This is a genomic window from Aquimarina latercula DSM 2041 (assembly GCF_000430645.1).
Lineage (GTDB): Bacteria > Bacteroidota > Bacteroidia > Flavobacteriales > Flavobacteriaceae > Aquimarina > Aquimarina latercula.
In genome coordinates this window covers 473055-488232 of the sequence record NZ_AUMK01000004.1, presented here as the reverse complement: position 1 = coordinate 488232, position 15178 = coordinate 473055, and the positions used below count along the sequence as shown (strand labels likewise).

Below are 15178 nucleotides of genomic sequence, written 5' to 3'. Positions count from 1 at the left end.
TATCCAGTAAAATCCATGAAAGTATTTTTAAAAATGTATATTGATACATAGTTGAAAAATATGTGTTAATATTTACGAAAAAGGTAGTGAATCAGGTGGTAAATAATTCATTTTATCCTCTTTAGAGTTGAAAATATCGAAACTATAATGAGCATTTACTAATTCTTTAAAGTTGTTCTATAAATCGGGAAATTCCGTAATGAATCCTTTAAAATTATTCGATTTAGATTTTTGTATGTAGTGGTTTACAATGTTAACTGCTGCAATCGTCAATGTACTATTAAACTTATCGGTTGCATTTAATTTAGTCACATATGATAAAATATGATTAGAAATTTTTTTACAGGCTGTATCTGCATCACTAAAACTTATGTATATCCAAGCTAGTCTTAGGTGTGCTTCATGATTGAATAAAGAAGGGTTCAGAGTGCCTTCTTTGAATAATCGTATAAATTCTAAATCATCTAAATCAAAATGCGTCTTCATTTTTAATGATATTAGCTTTTATGGTTTTTTACCGTAAACATTGGTAATGCAACTTGGTATTTTACTACAATTAGTCGAATAATAATAATTAATAAGGTTGTAATTATATATATAAGATTAATTGGAGTGTTCAGTGTATATAAAATCATAAAACATATTCCTCCAGCAATAGATGCCGTTGCATAAATTTCTTTCCTGAAAATTACAGGAACTTCATTACATAGGATATCTCTAATAACACCTCCAAAACATCCCGTCATGGTTCCTAATGCAATAGATACAATAGGGGCTAGGTTGGTCTGTATGCCTGTTTCTACTCCTATAATAGTAAAAATACCTAATCCTATAGTATCAAATAAGAAAAGAGACTTTTTTAGGTAATCTATTTTATTTCGGAACAATATAGCTAGTATAGTTACTCCACCGATCAAGTACATGTTTACAGTGTTTTGCATCCAGGATACAGGTGTTGCACCAATTAATACATCTCTTAGAGTTCCGCCACCAATAGCTGTGACAAATGCAATAATAAAGATTCCAAACAGATCGAATCTTCTATTCATCGCACTTAAAGCTCCAGAAATAGCAAAAGCAATAGTTCCTAAAATATCCAAAGTATCGAAAAGTGTCATTTTCTTTTATTTTGGAATAAAAGTAGGGTATCTAATTGAAATTATGATTTTTCGGATTCATCTTTCTGATGATTATCTAGGATATCTATATATGAATAACAATTCTTAATAACTTTAGTGTAAGGTTTATCATCAAATTGCTACTTTTACATCAGTTAAATAGAAAAGATTATGTCAGATACTATAGAAAGAATAAAATGCCTTATTATAGGTTCAGGACCTGCAGGTTATACTGCAGCAATATATGCAGCCAGAGCAGATTTAAAACCAATTATGTACACTGGTATGGAACCAGGAGGTCAGTTAACTACTACGACTGAGGTAGATAATTTTCCGGGATATCCTGAGGGAATCGATGGACCTACAATGATGGTGCAATTACAGCAACAAGCCGAGCGTTTTGGAACTGAAGTCCGAATAGGGATGGTTACTTCTGTCGAATTTAGTAAAGAAGTAGGAGGTATTCATAAAGTTACAGTTGATAATACGAAAGAGATCGAAGCAGAAGCTATAATAATATCTACTGGTGCCACTGCTAAATATTTAGGTTTGCCTAGTGAACAGAAATTACGTGGAGGTGGAGTTTCTGCCTGTGCAGTTTGTGATGGATTCTTTTATAAAGGACAGGATGTTGCGATCGTGGGAGCGGGAGATACTGCAGCAGAAGAGGCTACTTATTTGGCTAATATTTGCTCTAGTGTTACGATGCTTGTGCGTAAAGATTATATGAGAGCTTCGAAAGCTATGCAACATCGTGTAAATAATACTCCAAATCTTAAAGTGCTTTATAATACAGAAGTTGATGAGGTGATAGGAGATCAGGTAGTAGATGGTCTGCGTATGGTAAACAATCAAACTGGAGATAAGTCTGAAATTTCAATAACAGGATTGTTTATAGCTATTGGTCATAAACCTAATACTGATATTTTTAAAGATCAGATTGATATGGATGATACTGGATATATTATTACAGAAGGTAAGTCTACAAAAACAAATATTCCTGGAGTATTTGCTTCTGGAGATGTTCAGGATAAAGAATATAGACAAGCGGTTACTGCTGCAGGTACTGGTTGTATGGCAGCATTGGATGCAGAAAGGTATCTTGCTACAATAGAAACTAGTGAAGAAGTTTCTGCGTAAATAATAGTATATCGATACGATAAAAAACACCTGATATGTATTTAATACATATCAGGTGTTTTTTTATTATAGTTTTAGTAAACCAGGACTATAATCTATTTTTTTCTTGTACAATATAGCTTCATTAGTAAATACAGGGATATTGATTTTTGGTTCTCCAAGAAGGTAAATCTCTGAATCATCCTTGGCTTCAATAGTAATTTCTTCATTGGCTATTAAATAACAATCGGTAGAACCTTCAGCAATTATTGAAGTTTTTTCTGTGATTAATTTTTCACCATAGAAATCAGTATTTCCATCAGCTCTTAATAGCATCGAAGTTACTTTCCCTTCTAATTTTGCATATCCTTTTTGATATAAGTCTATTTTTAGGCTATCTGCTTCTACGATACCTTTAAGTTCGGAGTCATCATTTACTTGATAAAAAGCTTCATTTGCATTTATATGTAAATCAACATTAGATTTGCCATTTGTAATACTACTTGTTTTATCAGCTTCAATACTTAGAAACATCTCAGAATCATCATTACTTTCGATTCTTATGTTCGAAGCTTTTATTAAAGAAGTAGATTTAAGTTGTACTTTATTAAAAGATACTATCTTCTTTAAATCTTGAGCATAACTGATTTTAATATTAAGTGCTTTTGAGCGTTTGATCCTTTTATCAGACTTAATATTTAAGATGCTATCTTGTACAGTTATATTGATTACTTCCTGTAAATTACTATCTGCCTCAATAGATATTATATTATCACTGTCTTCTTGTAATGTTACTTCAAAATTATCATTGAGTTGTATTGTATGAAAAGCATCTACTGATTTTTGTTCAGTAACTACAATTTTATTTCCTTTTATTTTCTCTTTTTGCGCGTGTAGGTTTCCTAAACCGATTAGGCATAATAAAGAAAGTGCCCATGTTCTCATAGTATGAAAGTTTTTATTTTAAACTGTGTTTTTTTTATTTCAGTATAATACGAGTCAAAAAAATATCATCTTCAATTCAATATTATTTATTAAATATAATGTTGTTTTAAGCGATATTTCAAAAGACGTACCAAAAAAAAGACTCTTTTAGATTAGAGGCTTTTTTTTTCTACCAAATGCAAAAAAAACGTTTAACAAGGCAATGTTATTTAAGGTATTATTTTACTTTTTTCGCTTCTTCTACTATTTTACCATTTTCGCGTACAATCATTTTTGAGACTACACTGTTCTTGTCTTGTATAAACTCAAAGGTGAGAGGGCTTTGTTTATGAAAAAATAAATTTTCTGTTTGCGGGTATACTATTGCGTTCATTTTGCCAGCATTTACTTCTAAATGTTGCTCTTTTTTGGTAATAATTACTGTTCCCGTTTGTGGCGCTTGGTAGGTTCCTATATATTTATTTAAGATATTATCTGATAAGGAAATTTCTTTTTTGTCTGTATTTTGTGGCGCTGGTTGGTGATCGTAACTAAGAACTCTAGTCATTTTCCATTGTTCATCTTTATGTCGCCAAACGTGAGTAAATTTAGCTATTTCAACAAGTTTTTCTTTTTTATCTTTTTCTGAAACATAAAAAACGTGTTCTCCAGTAATAATTGCACCATAATTATTTAGAGGATATACCTGTACACTACCTTCTACAACTTCTCTGCGAACTCTTGGGTTTTCTGGATTGCATAATCCATTTTCTACACTGGACATCATTTTAGTAAGTCCAGAAGTAAGCCCTCCTTTATCGTGATAAAACTCAAAATCTTCTACAAAAAAAGTTTTAAATGTAGTAATATCACAAGTGTTATATGATTTCCAGAATTTTTTATCTAGCTCTAGAATTGTTTCTTCTAATGAAGAATTATTTTGTGCGGTTAGAAGTGAAGGAATTAACGCTATAAATAAAAGTTTATGAGTTTTACTTAAAATTGTTTTTAACATGATAGTTCGTTTTTGATTGATTAATTTTTTTGATTGATTTTTTGGAGTATAATTGGGATCCATTTTCTAAAAATGGTCCATATCATAAATGATATTATTATGAGAACTAAACCGATACCTATTGGTAAGATCCCTCCAAAAGTATAGGTAAGCCCAAGTATAAAGCCCAGTAAATTTCCTGGAAGATATATTGGAATGAAAAAAGCTAGAATGATTGGCGTCCAAATAGCATATTGTAAAATGTTTTCTAACCGTAATTCCCATAATAAAGCTATTAATATTCCGAAAACTAATCCTCCAATAAAACCCTTTGCGATTTTTGATAAGCTGTAGGTAATTGAGTTTTTATTATGTAGCCACTTACTTAAGGAAATCAAAATCCAACTTAGTAAGGGGATTGATAATAATCCCCACCAATTTGATATTCCAGGTAAATCTTCTCGGGCTAATAGATGATGTGTCGTTACCCCATTATTATAATGATATTCCCAAAAGATATGAAGCCCAACTATTGATGTAACAAGAATAATGAATGGTAATTTGTTCTGAATTACTTTTTGTGTGATCATTTTTTGATTTTTAAAATGATGAAAAGAAAAAACCACCCAAAAAGCATAAATATCTAAATAACTTGTCTGTCAACAATGGAAGCTTTTCAGGTGGTTCGATTTTTGGTTGGTTGGTGGTTGGTCTGTGGTTGAATTTATTGGTTATATATTTGTTTAATTTCTTTTTACGTTTCCTCCAGAATTTTCTACTTCATCAACTTTTCCAGGTTCTCCATAGTAATTAATATTAGCACCACTAGTTGCTTTTCCTGTAAATTGATCTTTAGCATGGATTCTAATCATTGCACCACTAGTAGCTTTTGCTTCTGATACTAAACTTAATAATTCACTAGCTCTAATATCAGCACCACTAGTTGCGCTTGCATTATGGTTGTTTACTTTTCCGGATAGATCCATCATTGCTCCACTGGTTACAGATGTAGTAAGTGTTTCCGCTTTTACTTTTAGTTCAATATCTGCACCACTTGTTGCACTAATTGCAAGGTCTTTTTGTACAACTGCTCCTTGAGATGTTACTTTAGAACCACTAGTAGCAGATATTTTTCCTAGTTTATCATATGATACATATACTGTTTTCTCGTCTGCTTGATAAATGTTTTTGTCAGAAGTGATATATAGTGTCTCGCCTTCTACATATACCTCTATATGCTGATGCAAATTTTCATTAGCTTCAATGATTACTTTTCTATCTTTTTTATTCGTTAAAACTACATCTAAACCTCGACTTGATTTGATAGTATCAAAGTTTTCGTTAATGGTCTTTTCTTTTTTAATTACATCTCCCTGACCTCTAATTCCATTAAAGGCTATGTTACAAGAACAACATAATGCAGATAAGCATATGGTTACTATTATTTTAGCTAGTGTTGTCATAATTTAAGTGATTTAATTTGTTAAACTGTTCGTTTTTTGATTGTTACTAATTATCGGTTTTGATTTTTATTCCGTTCTCGTCAATTTTTATATCTACTTCTTCACTTTTGATTTGTACTCCATCTTCGTCAATCTTAAGATTTGCATTGTCATCATCAGAGTTGATATTAATTTTTACTCCGTCATCAGAATCCTTATCATCTTCTTCCCATTCATTGTATTCCCATTCATCCTTTGGACAGTCTAGACAACTAAGTTTTCCATCTATTAGTTTTAGATACTTACCTTCTTTACCATCAATAGTTAGATAATCGTTATATTTCCAAGAGTTATTAAAACCAGAGGTATTATCATCGGCATATATTGTCATCCCTTCGGGTATAGAAATTATGATTTCAACTTCTTGATCATTGTACTTATTTGTGTAATCAGTGATAGCATATCCGTCTAATAATAAGGTGTTCCCTTTTATGTCATAATTATACTTGATTGCAGCAGCTCTTTCTTTTGCTCCATCATAACTACTTCCTTCTGCATTTTTTCTAATAATTAATTTTGGTGTTGAATCCTCTCTGTTTTCTTTAATCAAAACTTCTACATCCTGAATTACAATCACCTTATTATCATTTTCATCTCTTTTTATTTTAAAATCATTTCTGTGATATAAACCTCTTACATATCTGTTGTTTCCAACCATTTTTATAGTTAAAGTGTCGTTTGATTGTATGTTTAAGTTTCTCGAATCTTCGATTACTTCTGCATCATAAGCTTCTTGAGTAGCTTGACGAATCCCTACTACGGTTAATCCTATTACAGATAGAATCCAAACAGCTAAAAGAGCTAACTTGGCTGGTGTACCTATTGATTTTAGATTATTGATTACAATTTTTAATCCTAAAATGAATAAAAAGAAAAATGGAATACCTACTGCAAATAATGTAAGTAATGATACCAACCATAAAGGAATATTAGGATGATTGACAACATCAATATATTCAGTAAATGGTGTTTCTATAAATCCAAAAGTACCAACAGTAAATAAACTAATAAAAAGACTTATTAAAGTAATACCTGCAACTATTATAAGTAATACACCTATAAATTTTACGAATATTTTTAATACTACTAATAGTACATCTCCAAGGGCGTCAAAGAAACTAGTAGATCCACTTTTTACTTTATCACTATATTTTTGATAATCTACGTCTTTAACTTTATCTGCAACATCATTAAATCCTTCCTTGATTTTTTTTTCAATGTTACTGATATTTACTGCCTCACCTTTCATAGCTAGGTAATCTGCAGTACTTTTTGCTTCTGGTACAAAAATCCAAAATGCTATATATATAAGAATAAATGCACCACTAGAGAATACAGTAAATAATATCCATGCGATTCTTAACCAAATAGGATCTATACCTAGGTAATGACTTAACCCGGAACTTACACCTCCTACATACGAGTTAGAAGTATCTCTGAATAATTGTTTAGACTTGGTAGTTCTTTGATATGATGATTTTGGTTCATCTTCAAAAATTTCTTCATCCAATCTATAATCTTCGGGTTGCCCCATTACTTCGATTACTTCATCAACTTCTTTGATGCCTATTACTTGTCTTTCATCTTTTATTTTTTCACTGAAAAGTTCTGCTATTCTAGCTTCGATATCAGCGATAATTTCATCTCTACCTTGAGAGTCGGTAAACGAACGTTTTATCGCCTGAATATAGCGCTGCAGCTTTAAGTAAGCGTCTTCATCGATATGAAAAAATATGCCTGCTAAATTTATATTGACTGTCTTGTTCATTTTTGTTTCTTTTTTTGTTTAGTAACTATGGTTACTGCATTTTGTAATTCGTCCCAAGTAGTGTTTAATTCTTTAAGAAAAAGTTTTCCTGTTTCTGTAAGTCCATAATATTTACGTGGTGGTCCTGATGTTGACTCCTCCCAGCGATAGCTTAGTAAGCCTGCATTTTTAAGTCTGGTTAGTAGGGGATATATTGTGCCTTCTACAACTAACATCTTTGCATCTTTAAGGGTCTCTAAAATCTCTGCCACATAAGCATCATCGTCCTTAAGAATTGAAAGTATGCAATATTCCAGAACACCTTTGCGCATTTGCGCTTTTGTGTTTTCGATCTTCATAAAACTGATTTTTAAAAAGTTAAACTGTTCATTTTTTGATTAATAATTGATTGATGATTATTATTTAAATAAATATTGATCAGAGAATACAACCCCTGCAATAAATACAGTTGATAAAAGATAATTGATTAAGTTAAATTTTAAATTGTATCTCTGCTCTTTTGATGTTTTAATTACTAATATGAGTAATGTAAAACTTACTAATAATGGTAAAATCCAATATCCTAGACCTAACCAAGCACTAATTCTAGCTTCATCATTAGGATTAAAAATAGATATTATCATAGCTAATACTCTAGAGTAAAAAGCAAAGAATAAAAATGGATACCAATACTCATTATTTGTTTTTTTTATAAAATAGAAAATGACAAAAGCCTGAATTATTGTAAATAATGGACCTGCAGCACTTACTAATTGTTGATGCCAACTATATTGATATTCTCCTTCCTTCAGGAATGCAGAGTTAAGTGTCATTCCCATTTCATATCCTAAAAGTTTCCCAGTGATGAAGTGGGCCAACTCATGAAAAAAGAAGGAGGATACCACAGCTATAGCTGTAATTAAAACATATTTTATATTGATTGATGAGTTCATGTTAAAATTACTTTATAAAGCGTATTGTTAATGGATATTTATATCGCTCACCTTTATTTCCTTTAATTGCAGCAGAGATGATAAAAATGATTTCTAAAAAGAAACCAATTAAAGCAATAACTCCTACAAAAGAAGCGCCTATTAATGTTCTAAATCCACCATCACTAGAAAAGTGAAGATCTAATCCATTATGATTAAAAATATCGAACAAAGAAGCATCTCCAAGTATGTTGAACATAAAAAATGGAAAGGATATCATTCCTAAAATAACAGTGTATAATAAAATACTTAACTGAAAATTGATTGCTTCTTTTCCGTGTTCGTCTATAAAATCGGATTTTTCTTTATTGGTAGTCCATAAAAGTATGGGAACAATAAAATTACCGAATGGAATAAAGTACTTAGTGAACACTCCTAAGTGCATAAATGTTGCGATGTTATTATGGTTGTTAGTTGACATTTTTTAAAAGTATATAATAGTTTCTTATACAAATATATGGTTAAAAGAAGGTATTATGCAAAACATAGTACCATATTTTAACATAATTTTATGATTTAAAGCGATTTTGTATGTCCATTCTTTTTCAATATTTTAGAACAATTAAATATCATATTATGAAGATTACACCAGGAAAAATTAACACCTTCACAATGTTTAAGTTACCCTCTGCTTGGCTCTGTGGTGTTCGTGTAAAACAAATTAGTGAGTCTAGTTGTACTGTTAGCGTTAAGCATAGATGGATGAATCAAAACCCTTTTAATTCTATGTTTTGGGCAGTACAGGGTATGGCTGCAGAGATGAGTACAGGTGCTATGGTTTCTGGTCAGATTAAGGAAAGCGGCAAAAAAATATCGATGTTAGTAGCAAATAATAATGCTACTTTTACAAAAAAAGCTACTGGTAGAATCACATTTATATGTAGTGATGGGCATTTGATTAAAGAGGCGATTCAGAAAACAATAGAAACCGGAGAAGGACAAACTATATGGATGAAATCTATAGGGACAAATAAACAGGGTATTGAAGTCTCTACATTTAATTTTGAATGGACAATTAGATTAAAAACCAAGTAGGTTTAAGTGTAAAAGGTTATTAATTTTTATTTATTAGATACTAAATTCTGTAACACTTTGTGTTAATCTGTAACTTATATATTGAGACTATTCATTAATCAATAAAATAAATAATTAAATATGACAGCACACGAAATTGACTACGCTATCTATGGAGAAGAAATGCAATATGTGGAAATAGAACTAGACCCTCAAGAAGGAGTGATTGCAGAGGCAGGTAGTTTTATGATGATGGAGGATGGTATCAAGATGGATACTATTTTTGGAGATGGTTCCCAGAAAGATGAAGGATTTATGGGAAAGATTTTTGGAGCAGGAAAACGCTTACTTACTGGTGAAAGTCTTTTTATGACTGCTTTTTATAATGAAGTTGTGGGGAAAAAGAAAGTTAGTTTTGCTTCGCCATATCCAGGAAAAATTATTCCTATAGATCTTACAGAATATGGAGGTAAGTTTGTTTGTCAGAAAGATGCATTTCTTTGTGCAGCTAAGGGAGTTTCTGTTGGGATCGAATTTTCAAAAAAATTAGGAAGAGGCTTATTTGGAGGAGAAGGGTTTATTATGCAAAAGCTAGAAGGAGATGGAATGGCTTTTGTGCATGCAGGCGGCACTACTGCTCGAAAAGAATTACAAGTTGGAGAAACATTGAAAATAGATACTGGCTGTATTATAGGTTTTTCTAAAGGCGTTAACTATGATATAGAAATGGTAAAGGGTATTAAGAATACAATTTTTGGAGGCGAAGGATTGTTTTTTGCAAACTTAACAGGTCCAGGAGTGGTTTATATACAATCTTTACCATTTAGTAGGTTAGCAAATAGAGTGCTAGCATTAGCTCCTAGAGGAGGAGGCAAAAGTAGAGGAGAAGGTAGTATTTTAGGTGGTTTAGGTGATCTTTTAGATGGCGATAACAATTTTTAGTAAAGTTAAATAAGGGTTAAAAGACGGTTTTTTAGTTTTATTTGACTATATTAGTTGTAACAACTTTAAAAACTGTAAGTATTATCCTACAATTACTTGTATTAAACCTAACATTTAAACCCCTATTAATTTATGGCGAGAGCAATGTTTGATTATACCAAGACTGTACTGAAAAAGGTTAGTTTTGATGTAAATCTATTTACAAAGGAAGTAATTAAAGCACTAAACAGATTACTACCGCACGAGATTGAAGAATTAAAACTTTGGATTCAATCTTTGGCACTTAACAAACCAGAGTTAGAACCTTGTTTAATTTATTTAAAATCATAAAATTATAAAAGCGACTTTTTAGTCGCTTTTTATTTTTGATATAGGGCTTATAATCTGAACATTTTGAAAAGTAATTGCTCCTTTTACTACACCAGCGATTGTACTGTGTAGTGCTTCTATAATTTGCATTTTTAACTCACTTTTGTGAAAAATAAGGCTTACTTCACGAGCTGGAGAAGGTTCGTTAAAAAAATGTAGATTTCCTTTTTCCTTATCATTGATATCCAATGTATGTAGGTAAGGTAATAGTGTCATTCCTAATCCTTCATTAGATAGTTTAACCAATGTTTCGAAACTTCCGCTTTCTAACTGAAAATGATCTTCGTCATAGCTCTTTTGGGTTTTGCATAAGTTTACAATTCCATCTCTAAAGCAATGCCCATCTTCTAACAATAACATGTCGTCTATATCTAAATCAGATATATCTATTTTATTCTTTTTATTTAATCGATGACTAGGAGGTATATAGCCAACAAAAGGTTCATAGTATAACACACGCTCCTTAATACTTTCATTCTGTAAAGGAGTTGCAGCAATTGCAGCATCAAGATGTCCGTCTTGCAAACGTTCCATAATAGCCTCAGTTGTTAGCTCCTCAATTTTTAGTTTTACTTTTGGATATTTTTTTATGAAATTATGTAAGAACATAGGTAATAAAGTAGGCATTACCGTTGGTATAACTCCTAATTTAAATTCTCCTCCAATAAACCCTTTTTGTTGATCAACTATATCTTGTATTCGTTCACTTTCATTAACTATATTCCTAGCCTGTTGTACTAGTTTTTTACCCACTTCTGTAAGCTCAATTGGCTTTTTACTTCGGTCAAATATTAGGATAGCTAGTTCTTCTTCTAATTTTTGAATTTGCATACTCAATGTAGGTTGAGTAACAAACGTTTTTTCTGCTGCTTTTGTAAAATTTTGATGTTCAGCAACTGCTAATACATATCGTAGCTGTGTAATGGTCATGTTGTTAATTTTGGATGACAAAAATAGGAAAGCTATTGATAAAACTTATTAATGATATACTAAAAATTTGTTTTTTCTATTGAAATTTTTTCAAGAAAATGTTGACCTCTCTCTATTTAACCATACTAAACAATAAAACTTATAATAATTAAAAATTTAACAAATGAAAATAGTAAGTAAATCTTTAGTGATATTGGGATTAAGTATTGGTGCGTTATTAACTTCTTTTTCAGAAGAGGAAATTTTAGAAGATCTTACAGGAGGTTGTATCGCCATTAATGCAATTGAAAATTATAGTGCTGCACTAGAGCGATATGGAAATGACCCTAGTGTAGAAAATTGCGAATCTTTAAAAGCTGCATCGATAGCATATTTGAGTGCATTGGACGATTGTCCACTTATTGAAGATGCTGATTTGGAAGAAGCACTAAGGGATGCTAGTGAAACGAATTGTGAAGATTAATATTTAGTAGTTATTATATAAAAGGGTTTTACTTATATTATAAAGTAAAACCCTTTTTTCTTGATTGATGAGTATGTTATTCTATATTAGAACCTAATTTCTAATTCTAGATCTTCGTTACCTACTTCAAATTTTGCATCACTCCACATTGGTGGTCCATAGCTCATATTGTTGTTAGATACTCCATAACTTTCTTTTGGCATTCCGTTTTCTTCAAAATCCATTCTTTCATTATTATTGGCATCGTGCACACAAGAGATACCATACTCTCCAGTAGGAATATCTGTAAAAGTTATTGTGGCTACACCATTTTTTATTTCGCCTTTTGTTGATTTTATCGGAGCAGCTTTCATAAAAGTAGCTTCATCATATAATCCAAAAAGTACGGCGCCATCAGAACTCGATACATTAGGTACTGTTACTGTGATAGTAATCCCTTTGGTGTCTTGTGCATTAGTTACAAAGTGTATGGCAGTCATTGCTAAAAATAATACTAGAGTTTTCATAAGAGTTTAGTTTTTTGATTTTTATTATTTCGTTTTGATGATTCAAAAGTCTATAAATCTTGGATACTCTTATAAAGTATATCACCCAATTGTAGAATTTAATGGATGAAATGTAAATAGTGTTTGATTGAGGAATTATAAAAGCCCTCTAGCTTTGATCTCTAAATATTTATTAATGGTGTTTACAGTTAAGTCTTCTGGTGATGTCAAAACTGTTTGGATGCCATGCCTTTGTAGTTCTTTTACCATTATTTTTTTATCGTAGGCAAATTGCTGTGCGATAGTTTGATCATAGATAGCTTGGATATCTTCTGCATTCTGGTGTATCAATTGATGTAATTCCGTATTTTCAAAGAAAATAACTACCAATAAGTGTTTTTTTGCTAATGCTTGTAAGTAAGGGAGTTGTCTTTTTAATGCCGAAATATGTTCAAAGTTGGTGTAGAATAAAAGTAAGCTACGATGATTGATTTGTCTTTTTACATGGGCGTATAATAATCCAAAATCCGAATCTAGAAACTGTGTTTTAATATTGTATAAGGTTTCAGATACATTATTAATATATGTTTTCTTTCTACTTGCTGGTAAAAAGTTGCTAACTGAATTGGAGAAAGTAAGCATTCCTACTTTATCATTTTTCTTAAGTGCGATATTAGAAAATGCAAGTGTACTGTTTACTGCATAATCTAATAAACTTAACTCTTTAAAAGGCATTTTCATTACTCGACTCTCATCAATTATAGAATATATTGGTTGTGATTTTTCATCCTGAAATTGATTGATCATTAGGTTTCCATGCTTGGCAGTTGCTTTCCAGTTGATTGTTCTTATATCATCACCAACCACATATTCTTTAATCTGTTCAAACTCCATTGTGTGGCCAATACGTCTTATTTTTTTAAGCCCAAATTGAGTTAATTTGTTGTCAATAGCTAAAAAATCATACTTCTTCATTTGTATAAAGGATGGATACACCTTTACCATAGCAGATTTATCAAAACTATATCTTTTTTTGACTAAATTGATTTTGGTCATAGTGTAGACATGTAGATGGCCAAAAACATATTCTCCTCTTTTAATCGGTCTTAATGAATACTCAAAATCCAAAGTTGACTTTGGAGGTATTACTCCAGTCTTTAGAAAGTCTCTTTTTTGAAATTGGATAGGGATCTCATCTATTATTTCTGTAAATGTTGTAAACGCATAGTTACTTTTAACTCGCACAGGTATTGCATTAAGATCACTATTAGAAAATTTTTCAGGCAACAACCTACTTGCTTCAATACCTTTTTTTGTATTAAATAAAATAACAATATCAAATAAAAAGGTAACTACTAATCCCCATAATAATAACCAAGCTATTGGATACAATACATTGAACCAATAAGATGTTAAAAAAAGCACCGATAGTATAGCGAGTATATAAAATACTCGTGAACTTAGATATAAGGATTTGTAAAATTTGATCACAGTTAACGAGGTATTTCTACTGATTGGATAATCATTTCAATAACATCTTCTGTAGTCATTCCCTCCATTTCACGTTCTGGTGATAATATAATACGGTGTCGTAAAACTGGATATAATGATTTTTTAATATCCTCTGGAGTTACAAAATCTCTACCATTAATTGCAGCAAAAGCTTTGGAAGCATTCATTACCGCTATAGAAGCACGTGGCGAACCTCCAAGGTATAGATGAGGATGTGTTCTAGTCTTGGTAACAATTTCTGCGATATATCCTATAATTTTTTCTTCGATAATAACTTCTTGTGTTTTTTTCTTGTATTCTGCAAGTTTTTCAGGAGTCATTACAGAATTTACTAGTTCTAATGGTTTTAATGTCTTTCTTTCGTGATGCGTTTTTAGAATATTTACTTCTTCTTCTAACGACGGATAATCCACTTTGATTTTAAACAAAAAACGATCTAGTTGCGCCTCTGGTAAAGCATATGTTCCTTCTTGCTCGATTGGATTCTGTGTTGCTAGTACCATAAAAGGTGGTTCCATTATATACCTAATACCATCTATAGTAACTTGTCGTTCTTCCATTACTTCAAATAGAGCGGCCTGAGTTTTTGCAGGAGCACGGTTGATCTCATCAATTAAAACCATGTTAGAAAATATTGGCCCTTTTTTGAATTCGAAATCACTAGTTTTCATGTTTAAAACAGAAGTTCCTAATACGTCACTTGGCATTAAATCTGGAGTAAATTGAATTCTATTAAAGTTGGTTTCTAAGGTTTTTGCAAACAACTTAGCGGTTACTGTTTTGGCAATTCCAGGGACCCCTTCTATAAGAACATGTCCATTGGATAATAGAGATACAATTAGTAATTCAATAAAATCCTGCTGTCCGATAATAACTTTAGCTAGTTCTGATTTTAGTCTTTCTACTGCTTGTTGTAATTCGCTAAGATCAATACGATTCTCAAAATTTATATTTTCTGAAGTTTTTTCTGTTGGAATAATACTTTCTTGAGTAGTCTCAGAAGGAGTAGTGTTATCGGGAGCTTTTTGAGCATCATTTTGTAACTCTTCGTTTTCCATATGATTTCG

Annotated in this window: 19 protein-coding genes; 5 read left to right on the top strand and 14 right to left on the bottom strand. The window is 31.3% G+C overall.

The features are described from left to right. Nucleotides 1-177: 177 nt before the first annotated feature. Together H526_RS28475 and H526_RS0106240 are read right to left on the bottom strand one after the other, a co-directional pair. Nucleotides 178-486: a hypothetical protein gene (locus H526_RS28475; RefSeq protein WP_245591189.1), complete on the bottom strand. Its 309-nt coding sequence runs from the start codon at nucleotides 484-486 to the stop codon at nucleotides 178-180. Nucleotides 487-497: 11 nt separating this feature from the next. Next, nucleotides 498-1118: a trimeric intracellular cation channel family protein gene (locus tag H526_RS0106240; protein ID WP_027392204.1), complete on the bottom strand. Its 621-nt coding sequence runs from the start codon at nucleotides 1116-1118 to the stop codon at nucleotides 498-500. Nucleotides 1119-1289: 171 nt separating this feature from the next. Between H526_RS0106240 and trxB the strand changes: the two genes are divergently transcribed. Continuing rightward, nucleotides 1290-2258 carry a thioredoxin-disulfide reductase gene (gene trxB, locus H526_RS0106235; RefSeq protein ID WP_027392203.1) on the top strand — a complete coding sequence of 323 codons (969 nt, stop codon included), beginning with the start codon at nucleotides 1290-1292 and terminating at the stop codon, nucleotides 2256-2258. Nucleotides 2259-2324: 66 nt separating this feature from the next. Here the strand turns inward: trxB and H526_RS0106230 are convergent, their stop codons facing one another. The 8 genes from H526_RS0106230 to H526_RS0106195 all read right to left on the bottom strand — a co-directional run bounded on the left by H526_RS0106230 (nucleotide 2325) and on the right by H526_RS0106195 (nucleotide 8817). Further along, nucleotides 2325-3182 carry a GIN domain-containing protein gene (locus H526_RS0106230; protein WP_027392202.1) on the bottom strand — a complete coding sequence of 286 codons (858 nt, stop codon included), beginning with the start codon at nucleotides 3180-3182 and terminating at the stop codon, nucleotides 2325-2327. A 217-nt stretch (nucleotides 3183-3399) separates the two neighbouring features. Further along, complete coding sequence (locus tag H526_RS0106225; protein WP_035084767.1) at nucleotides 3400-4176, bottom strand: nuclear transport factor 2 family protein; 777 nt, start codon at nucleotides 4174-4176, stop codon at nucleotides 3400-3402. Nucleotides 4177-4196: 20 nt separating this feature from the next. Continuing rightward, on the bottom strand, nucleotides 4197-4745 hold the full coding sequence (locus H526_RS0106220; RefSeq protein ID WP_027392200.1) for a hypothetical protein: 549 nt from the start codon (nucleotides 4743-4745) through the stop codon (nucleotides 4197-4199). Between the two features lie 153 nt (nucleotides 4746-4898). Then, complete coding sequence (locus H526_RS0106215) at nucleotides 4899-5618, bottom strand: head GIN domain-containing protein (protein ID WP_027392199.1); 720 nt, start codon at nucleotides 5616-5618, stop codon at nucleotides 4899-4901. A gap of 46 nt (nucleotides 5619-5664) precedes the next feature. Next, the gene (locus tag H526_RS0106210) at nucleotides 5665-7425 is read right to left on the bottom strand and encodes a PspC domain-containing protein (RefSeq protein WP_027392198.1); all 1761 of its coding nucleotides are present in this window, start codon (nucleotides 7423-7425) and stop codon (nucleotides 5665-5667) included. Then, nucleotides 7422-7763, bottom strand: a complete 342-nt coding sequence (locus H526_RS0106205; protein WP_027392197.1) for a PadR family transcriptional regulator — start codon at nucleotides 7761-7763, stop codon at nucleotides 7422-7424. The genes H526_RS0106210 and H526_RS0106205 overlap by 4 nt, the downstream gene beginning before the upstream one ends. A gap of 60 nt (nucleotides 7764-7823) precedes the next feature. Next, entirely contained in the window at nucleotides 7824-8357 is a 534-nt protein-coding gene (locus H526_RS0106200; protein ID WP_027392196.1) for a zinc metalloprotease, read from the bottom strand. Nucleotides 8358-8364: 7 nt separating this feature from the next. Next, entirely contained in the window at nucleotides 8365-8817 is a 453-nt protein-coding gene (locus tag H526_RS0106195; RefSeq protein WP_027392195.1) for a DUF4870 domain-containing protein, read from the bottom strand. A 155-nt stretch (nucleotides 8818-8972) separates the two neighbouring features. Between H526_RS0106195 and H526_RS0106190 the strand changes: the two genes are divergently transcribed. From H526_RS0106190 to H526_RS0106180, 3 genes are all read left to right on the top strand, one after another. Next, the gene (locus tag H526_RS0106190) at nucleotides 8973-9431 is read left to right on the top strand and encodes a DUF4442 domain-containing protein (protein WP_027392194.1); all 459 of its coding nucleotides are present in this window, start codon (nucleotides 8973-8975) and stop codon (nucleotides 9429-9431) included. Between the two features lie 120 nt (nucleotides 9432-9551). Further along, nucleotides 9552-10352, top strand: coding sequence for a TIGR00266 family protein (locus tag H526_RS0106185; RefSeq protein WP_027392193.1), 801 nt, complete (start codon nucleotides 9552-9554; stop codon nucleotides 10350-10352). Nucleotides 10353-10484: 132 nt separating this feature from the next. Next, nucleotides 10485-10682, top strand: coding sequence for a hypothetical protein (locus H526_RS0106180; protein ID WP_027392192.1), 198 nt, complete (start codon nucleotides 10485-10487; stop codon nucleotides 10680-10682). An 18-nt stretch (nucleotides 10683-10700) separates the two neighbouring features. Here the strand turns inward: H526_RS0106180 and H526_RS0106175 are convergent, their stop codons facing one another. Further along, nucleotides 10701-11651, bottom strand: coding sequence for a LysR family transcriptional regulator (locus H526_RS0106175; RefSeq protein ID WP_027392191.1), 951 nt, complete (start codon nucleotides 11649-11651; stop codon nucleotides 10701-10703). 163 nt (nucleotides 11652-11814) lie between these two features. Between H526_RS0106175 and H526_RS0106170 the strand changes: the two genes are divergently transcribed. Next, on the top strand, nucleotides 11815-12114 hold the full coding sequence (locus H526_RS0106170) for a hypothetical protein (RefSeq protein WP_027392190.1): 300 nt from the start codon (nucleotides 11815-11817) through the stop codon (nucleotides 12112-12114). Nucleotides 12115-12200: 86 nt separating this feature from the next. On the opposite strand, the gene H526_RS0106165 is transcribed toward H526_RS0106170, so the two are convergent. The 3 genes from H526_RS0106165 to H526_RS0106155 form a co-directional block, all read right to left on the bottom strand. Continuing rightward, nucleotides 12201-12620, bottom strand: coding sequence for a DUF2141 domain-containing protein (locus tag H526_RS0106165; protein ID WP_027392189.1), 420 nt, complete (start codon nucleotides 12618-12620; stop codon nucleotides 12201-12203). Between the two features lie 135 nt (nucleotides 12621-12755). Next, nucleotides 12756-14087 (bottom strand): DUF58 domain-containing protein, encoded by a 1332-nt coding sequence (locus H526_RS0106160; protein WP_027392188.1) that lies wholly within the window; start codon nucleotides 14085-14087, stop codon nucleotides 12756-12758. Between the two features lie 5 nt (nucleotides 14088-14092). Continuing rightward, nucleotides 14093-15169, bottom strand: a complete 1077-nt coding sequence (locus H526_RS0106155) for an AAA family ATPase (RefSeq protein WP_081415562.1) — start codon at nucleotides 15167-15169, stop codon at nucleotides 14093-14095. Nucleotides 15170-15178: the final 9 nt, after the last annotated feature.

Coding starts and splice junctions, on each gene's coding strand:
- H526_RS0106165 (WP_027392189.1), bottom strand. CDS start 12,620: ATGAAAACTCTAGTATTATTTTTAGCAATGACTGCCATACACTTTGTA.
- H526_RS0106220 (WP_027392200.1), bottom strand. CDS start 4,745: ATGATCACACAAAAAGTAATTCAGAACAAATTACCATTCATTATTCTT.
- H526_RS0106155 (WP_081415562.1), bottom strand. CDS start 15,169: ATGGAAAACGAAGAGTTACAAAATGATGCTCAAAAAGCTCCCGATAAC.
- H526_RS0106230 (WP_027392202.1), bottom strand. CDS start 3,182: ATGAGAACATGGGCACTTTCTTTATTATGCCTAATCGGTTTAGGAAAC.
- H526_RS0106225 (WP_035084767.1), bottom strand. CDS start 4,176: ATGTTAAAAACAATTTTAAGTAAAACTCATAAACTTTTATTTATAGCG.
- H526_RS0106205 (WP_027392197.1), bottom strand. CDS start 7,763: ATGAAGATCGAAAACACAAAAGCGCAAATGCGCAAAGGTGTTCTGGAA.
- H526_RS28475 (WP_245591189.1), bottom strand. CDS start 486: ATGAAGACGCATTTTGATTTAGATGATTTAGAATTTATACGATTATTC.
- H526_RS0106200 (WP_027392196.1), bottom strand. CDS start 8,357: ATGAACTCATCAATCAATATAAAATATGTTTTAATTACAGCTATAGCT.
- H526_RS0106170 (WP_027392190.1), top strand. CDS start 11,815: ATGAAAATAGTAAGTAAATCTTTAGTGATATTGGGATTAAGTATTGGT.
- H526_RS0106175 (WP_027392191.1), bottom strand. CDS start 11,651: ATGACCATTACACAGCTACGATATGTATTAGCAGTTGCTGAACATCAA.
- H526_RS0106195 (WP_027392195.1), bottom strand. CDS start 8,817: ATGTCAACTAACAACCATAATAACATCGCAACATTTATGCACTTAGGA.
- trxB (WP_027392203.1), top strand. CDS start 1,290: ATGTCAGATACTATAGAAAGAATAAAATGCCTTATTATAGGTTCAGGA.
- H526_RS0106185 (WP_027392193.1), top strand. CDS start 9,552: ATGACAGCACACGAAATTGACTACGCTATCTATGGAGAAGAAATGCAA.
- H526_RS0106210 (WP_027392198.1), bottom strand. CDS start 7,425: ATGAACAAGACAGTCAATATAAATTTAGCAGGCATATTTTTTCATATC.
- H526_RS0106240 (WP_027392204.1), bottom strand. CDS start 1,118: ATGACACTTTTCGATACTTTGGATATTTTAGGAACTATTGCTTTTGCT.
- H526_RS0106180 (WP_027392192.1), top strand. CDS start 10,485: ATGGCGAGAGCAATGTTTGATTATACCAAGACTGTACTGAAAAAGGTT.
- H526_RS0106190 (WP_027392194.1), top strand. CDS start 8,973: ATGAAGATTACACCAGGAAAAATTAACACCTTCACAATGTTTAAGTTA.
- H526_RS0106215 (WP_027392199.1), bottom strand. CDS start 5,618: ATGACAACACTAGCTAAAATAATAGTAACCATATGCTTATCTGCATTA.